Raw genomic sequence first — 4,564 nt, forward strand, 5'->3', positions numbered from 1 at the left:
CCGCCGGGGCGCGGCGCGCCGCCCGCGCGCCCCGCCGCCCCCGGGGGGCGCGCCCGCGTGGCGCCCCCCCCCCCGGCCCCCGGCGCCGCCGTGCTGACCGGGCTCGGTCTGGCGATCAGCCAGTGCGCCTACTTCGGCTCCGTGCACTACGCGGGCCTGGGGCTGGGCACCCTGATCACCATCGGCGCCGGGCCGGTGCTCACCAGCCTCGGCGCGCACGTGCTGCTCGGCGAGCGGCTCACCCGTCGCGCGCTCGCCGCCGTCGCCCTGGCCCTCGCCGGGCTCGTCCTGCTGGTCGCCGCCCCGGCGACCGGCCCGCGCCCGGCGCTGGGCGCGGCCCTGGCCGTCGTCGCGGGCGCGGGGCAGAGCGGCCTCACGCTCTGGGCGCGGGGCGGCGGCTCGGCCCGGGCCGGCACCGGAGCCTTCACCACCGGGCTGCTCTGCCTGCTCCCGTTCGCGGCCGTCCAGGGCGTGCTGCCGACGGCCGGGGACCCGGTGTCGACCGGTGCCGCGCTGCTGTTCCTCGGCACGGTGCCCACGCTGTTCGCCTACCGCTGGTACTTCACCGGGCTGACCGCCGTGCCGGGCGCGACGGCGGCGGTCCTGGTGCTGCTGGAGCCGGCCACGGCGGCGGTGATCGGCGTGCTGTTCCTGGGCGAGCCCGTCACGGCGGGCCTGCTGGCGGGCTCGACGCTGTTGCTCGGGGCGATCGCGGCCCTGGCCCGGGTGTAGCGCGCCCGGGCGGGGTGGCCGGGGGTGCGGGACCGGCCCGGCCGGTCGGCCACCCGGCCGGGCGTCCTGTGGTCGCAGCGGGCGGGCGGGCGTGCTGGGGTGGTCCGCATGAACAGCTCACACCTGGCCCGGGTGGCCGCCACGACCGCGTCCGTCGTCCTGCTCGCCACCGCCACCGCCACCGCCGCCGGTGCCGCGGTCGCCGCCGCTGTTCCGTCGGCGGCGACCGGGCTCCGGGACGTCACCGCCGAGCAGTGCCGGGACGCGGGCGGGCACGTCGAGGGCAGCGGCTACTGCGCCGACGCCGTCGGCGACGACGCCTGGGGCCAGCCCATCGACTACCAGGCGATCAACCCGGACCCGCGCCCCGGCGAGGAGTGAGCGCCCGGCCCGGTGACCCCGCGGTCGGGCCCACCTCACGGTCGGACACGCCCCACGGCCGGGCGGGGCTCACGGCCGGGCGCGTCTCACGGCACCGGTCGCAGGGTCACCGGGGCCGGGGTGAGGGTGCGCAGGACCAGGTCGATGCGGACCTTCGCGGCGCCCGCACGGTGCAGGGCCGCGGCGACGGCCCGTAACTCCTCCGGGCCGGTGCAGGCGAGCCGGAGCTCCAGGTCGGCGTCTCCGGCGAGAGCGAGGCCGCTCCGGACGGCCGGGAACTCGGCGGCGAGCCGGTCGAAGTCGAGCGGGACCGGGCCGTGGCTGATCCGGGCGATCGCGTGCAGTGACCGGGCCGGCCGCCGGTGGTCCTCGGGGCCCAGGCCGCCCGGGACGAGCTGGAGCGGGGCGGTCACCGGTGCTGGAGCTGTGCGGTCGGGGCCGGGGCGGGCGGCGCGGCGGGGGTGGTGACGGGCGGGGCGACCAGCCTCGGGTCCAGGACCAGGGCGTCCACCCCGAGCGGGGCGGTGAGGTCGCGCAGGGCGGGTTCGGCGAGCTCGGTGTGCGCCTGGTCCGGTCCGAGGAGGGCGGCGAGGGCCTCGGGGCTGGAGAATCCGACCGCGCAGCGGCGACCGTCGCGCAGGCGGAACAGGCGGAGTGCGGTGGTGCTGCCGGTACCGGTGGTGCTGCCGGTGTCGGTGGTGGTGACCGGTACGTGCCAGACGCTGGCCATGCGGTGCTCCCGGGTGGGTGGTGGTGCCTGCCGTGACTGCTCCCTCGACGCTAGGTCGGCCCGCCCCGGGCGTCGCCGGTCCTGACGCGGCGTTGACCGAATGGGGTGGTGCGTTGACGCACTCCTGACGTTCGGCTCACCCGGGTGGACCACGCCCACGCGCCGGCGGCGCTCCGGTTGCCCCCCGTCCCGGCTCGGACGACCGTGGATTCCGGCCCCCGGCACGGCCGCGGGGCGCCCCCCGGGGGACCGGCGCGCGCTCCGGGGCGGGGGGAGGTGGAGCGAGGGGCCCGTGACGAGATATCTTGACGTCAAGACGTTGGAGACCTGAAGCGGAGTACCGATGACTGACTCGACCATCATCTATACGCACACCGACGAGGCTCCGGCCCTGGCGACCTACTCGTTCCTGCCGGTTGTCCAGGCGTACGCCTCGACCGCGGGTGTGCGGGTGGAGACCCGCGACATCTCCCTGGCCGGGCGGATCATCGCGAGCTTCCCGGAGCGTCTGACCGAGGCGCAGCGGATCGGCGACGCCCTCGCCGAGCTGGGCGAGCTGGCCAAGACCCCGAGCGCCAACATCATCAAGCTGCCGAACGTCTCGGCCTCCGTGCCGCAGCTGAAGGCCGCCGTCGCCGAGCTGCAGGCCCAGGGCTACGCCCTGCCGGACTACCCGGACGACCCGCAGACCGACGAGGACAAGGACGTCCGCGCCCGGTACGACAAGATCAAGGGCAGCGCCGTCAACCCGGTCCTGCGCGAGGGCAACTCGGACCGCCGCGCGCCGCAGTCGGTCAAGAACTACGCCAAGACCCACCCGCACCGCATGGGTGCCTGGACCGCCGAGTCCAAGACCAACGTCGCCACCATGGGCGAGAACGACTTCCGGTCCACCGAGAAGTCCGCCGTGGTCGAGGCCGACGGTGCCCTGCGCATCGAGCTGGTCGGCGAGGACGGCACCACCACGGTGCTGCGCGAGAAGGTCCCGGTGCTGGCCGGCGAGGTCGTCGACGCCTCCGTGATGCGCGCCGCCGCCCTGAACGAGTTCCTGGCCGCCCAGGTGGCCCGTGCCAAGGCCGAGGGCGTGCTGTTCTCGGTGCACCTCAAGGCGACCATGATGAAGGTCTCCGACCCGATCGTGTTCGGCCACGTCGTGCGCGCCTTCTTCCCGAAGACCTTTGCTGCCCACGGCGAGGCGCTGACCGCCGCCGGTCTGAACCCGAACAACGGCCTCGGTGGCATCCTGGCCGGCCTGGACGCGCTGCCGAACGGCGCCGCGATCAAGGCCTCCTTCGAGGCCGAGCTGGCCGAGGGCCCGGCCCTGGCCATGGTCGACTCCGACAAGGGCATCACCAACCTGCACGTGCCGAGCGACGTCATCGTCGACGCCTCGATGCCGGCCATGATCCGCACCTCCGGCCACATGTGGGGCCCGGACGGCCAGGAGGCCGACACCCTTGCCGTGCTGCCGGACAGCAGCTACTCCGGCGTGTACCAGGCCGTCATCGACGACTGCCGCGCCAACGGCGCCCTCGACCCGGCCACCATCGGCTCGGTGCCGAACGTCGGCCTGATGGCCCAGAAGGCCGAGGAGTACGGCTCCCACGACAAGACCTTCGAGATCGAGGCCGCCGGCACCGTCCGCCTGGTCGACGCCGAGGGCAACGTGGTGCTGGAGCAGGCCGTCCAGCCCGGCGACATCTTCCGCGCCTGCCAGACCAAGGACCTGCCGATCCAGGACTGGGTCAAGCTGGCCGTCTCCCGCGCCCGCGCCACCGGCGACCCGGCGGTGTTCTGGCTGGACGAGACCCGCGCCCACGACGCGGTGCTGATCGAGAAGGTCAAGCGCTACCTGCCGGAGCACGACACCACCGGCCTGCAGATCGAGATCAAGTCCCCGGTCGAGGCCACCACGTTCTCGCTGGAGCGCATCCGCCGTGGCGAGAACACCATCTCGGTGACCGGCAACGTGCTGCGTGACTACCTGACCGACCTGTTCCCGATCCTGGAGCTGGGCACCAGCGCCAAGATGCTGTCGGTCGTCCCGCTGATGGCGGGCGGCGGCCTGTTCGAGACCGGCGCCGGCGGCTCCGCCCCGAAGCACGTCCAGCAGCTCGTCAAGGAGAACTACCTGCGCTGGGACAGCCTGGGCGAGTTCTTCGCGCTGGCCGCCAGCTTCGAGCACCTGGCCACCACCACCGGCAACGCCCGCGCCCAGGTGCTGGCCGACACCCTGGACCGGGCCACCGGAACCTTCCTCAACGAGGACAAGTCGCCGAGCCGCCGCCTCGGTGGCATCGACAACCGCGGCAGCCACTTCTACCTGGCCACCTACTGGGCCCAGGAGCTGGCCCAGCAGACCGCGGACGCCGAGCTGGCCCAGGCCTTCGCCGGCCTGGCCGAGGCGCTGACCGCGCAGGAGCAGACCATCGTCGACGAGCTGATCGCCGTCCAGGGCTCGCCGGTCGACCTCGGTGGCTACTACCAGCCGGACCCGGCCAAGGCCGCGGCCGTGATGCGCCCGTCGAAGACCTTCAACGAGGCGCTCGCCAACCTCGGCTGAACCCGGCCGGTCCGAACCGGGCCGACCGAGCCGACGTGCAGCACCGGGAGGCCCCCGGGTCCGTGGGAGCGGCCCCGGGGGCCTCCCCGCGTTGCGCCCGGGTGCCGCGGCCCCCGGTCCGGCCGCGGTCAGCGTCCGGCACCGGTCCCCCGGCGCGC

5 protein-coding genes are annotated in these 4,564 nt (G+C 74.9%); 3 read left to right on the top strand and 2 right to left on the bottom strand.

Annotated features, from left to right (window positions below):
- Positions 1 to 57: 57 nt before the first annotated feature.
- Complete coding sequence (locus tag ACFV0O_RS40480; RefSeq protein WP_380349767.1) at positions 58 to 732, top strand: EamA family transporter; 675 nt, start codon at positions 58 to 60, stop codon at positions 730 to 732.
- Between the two features lie 108 nt (positions 733 to 840).
- A complete protein-coding gene (locus ACFV0O_RS40485) occupies positions 841 to 1,113 on the top strand; it encodes a hypothetical protein (protein WP_380349769.1) in 273 nt (90 codons plus the stop codon).
- 86 nt (positions 1,114 to 1,199) lie between these two features.
- Here the strand turns inward: ACFV0O_RS40485 and ACFV0O_RS40490 are convergent, their stop codons facing one another.
- Both ACFV0O_RS40490 and ACFV0O_RS40495 read right to left on the bottom strand, forming a co-directional pair.
- Positions 1,200 to 1,526 (bottom strand): hypothetical protein, encoded by a 327-nt coding sequence (locus tag ACFV0O_RS40490; RefSeq protein ID WP_380349772.1) that lies wholly within the window; start codon positions 1,524 to 1,526, stop codon positions 1,200 to 1,202.
- Positions 1,523 to 1,843 (bottom strand): SAV_915 family protein, encoded by a 321-nt coding sequence (locus ACFV0O_RS40495; protein WP_380349775.1) that lies wholly within the window; start codon positions 1,841 to 1,843, stop codon positions 1,523 to 1,525. Before ACFV0O_RS40495 ends, ACFV0O_RS40490 begins: the two co-directional genes overlap by 4 nt.
- A gap of 343 nt (positions 1,844 to 2,186) precedes the next feature.
- On the opposite strand from ACFV0O_RS40495, the gene ACFV0O_RS40500 reads away from it, so the two are divergent.
- Complete coding sequence (locus ACFV0O_RS40500; protein WP_380349777.1) at positions 2,187 to 4,406, top strand: NADP-dependent isocitrate dehydrogenase; 2,220 nt, start codon at positions 2,187 to 2,189, stop codon at positions 4,404 to 4,406.
- Positions 4,407 to 4,564: the final 158 nt, after the last annotated feature.

It is taken from the genome of Kitasatospora sp. NPDC059577, assembly GCF_042735475.1.
In the GTDB taxonomy this organism is placed as follows: Bacteria; Actinomycetota; Actinomycetes; order Streptomycetales; family Streptomycetaceae; genus Kitasatospora.